This window comes from Helicobacter pullorum NCTC 12824, from assembly GCF_017979475.1.
GTDB classification, from domain to species: Bacteria; Campylobacterota; Campylobacteria; order Campylobacterales; family Helicobacteraceae; genus Helicobacter_D; species Helicobacter_D pullorum.
This window is the reverse complement of the sequence record NZ_JAERIT010000023.1, coordinates 1-1,271: the sequence shown is the minus strand read 5'-3', so window position 1 is coordinate 1,271 and position 1,271 is coordinate 1. Positions and strand designations below refer to the sequence as shown.

Genomic DNA, 1,271 nt, shown 5'->3' with positions numbered 1-1,271 from the left:
CCCTATCCAACGAATAACATTGCCTTTAGAATCTATCTCTACTTCTAAATCTTTGTATTTGTTATAGAATCTAGGGGCTAGAATCTCGTTGAAGTATTGTGTGCCTTTTTGTGTGCGGGTAACCCAAAAGGTGTATCTATCCCAATACTTTGGCATATCCCAGTCAGCTTTCCCATATTCCTCTGTGCTAAAATCCTCTGAATCATCAAGTATTTCATAATCCCTATAAAACGCATCAGTATAAAAGAAATTATCCCTAAAGTGAATCCAAGCTTGGTATGTATCTTTTTGCCTAGAGAGTAAATTTTCCTCTTTATCTTGTAATCCACATAAGCCAAAGTCTATGTATCCTGCTAGGAAGAGTTGTCCTACAATATTAATGTATTCGCTAATGTAGGTGGGATTAGTAGAGTTACCTGCCGTTACATTGGTGCTATCAAATAAAAATTCAAAAAACAAAGAATCTAGCTCTATATCATTACCAGAGTATCCCGTTGCTAAATCTAAAATACTCTCTTCAAAATACTCCAAAATATCTACTTTTGTCAGGTTTGGAATCTGCAAGAATAATTCAAACTCTAAATCGTAAGGTGTTTTTTGATGATTTTTCATTAGCTTACAAATTTCGTCAGAAAGTTCTAAAAATAGATAACCTTGTGTATGTGTGAGTATTTTATATTTCATTTTTTGTCCTTTATGCTGTGGATTTTTATTTGGTCTGTAGATTCTTTCTCAATTTCTATTGCTGAACCACCAGATTTAGATTTTTGTCTTAATTTTATGATAGTTCCATCACTTAATTTTCTTCTTTTTATTGAACCGCCAAGTTTATCTTTTTCTATATCTTTCAACTCTTCCGCTCCCTCTGTAATATCCTCCCAAATTTGTTTGATTTGCTTGCTATCTTTAGCCCAATAGACATTTTTGCTATTCTTAAATTCTTTATAGCCCGCCTTATTTAGTTGATTAGAAGTTTTAAGCCCATACTTATTCTCTATGACATTTATCACTTCCTGCTTTGTGGCATATTTAGATTTCTTTATGGTTTGAGTTGTTTTCTTGGGTGTTTTGGGTTTGGGTCTGTATCTCCCTTTTGAGATTGCAGCCAAAGCTAATTCGCCTGCCCCTTGTGCTATATCTAAGGCAATATCCCCAACTTTATCCAAAAGGTCTTGTTCGTCTGCTTCCTCTGATAATACTATCTCTATATACTCCCCACTGCCATCCTCTGTTTCTATTCTAATAACATTATCAGGTATATCATCTCCCCC

The 1,271-nt window shown here is 34.5% G+C and carries 2 protein-coding genes; both read right to left on the bottom strand.

Annotation, left to right across the window (positions count from 1 at the left end; genetic code table 11):
• The coding region (locus tag JJQ98_RS08755) for a hypothetical protein (RefSeq protein ID WP_210670820.1) at positions 1–684 on the bottom strand (684 nt) is incomplete at its 3' end.
• Positions 681–1,271: hypothetical protein (locus JJQ98_RS08865; RefSeq protein WP_247596743.1), on the bottom strand; the 591-nt coding region annotated here is incomplete at its 5' end. The genes JJQ98_RS08865 and JJQ98_RS08755, both read right to left, overlap by 4 nt.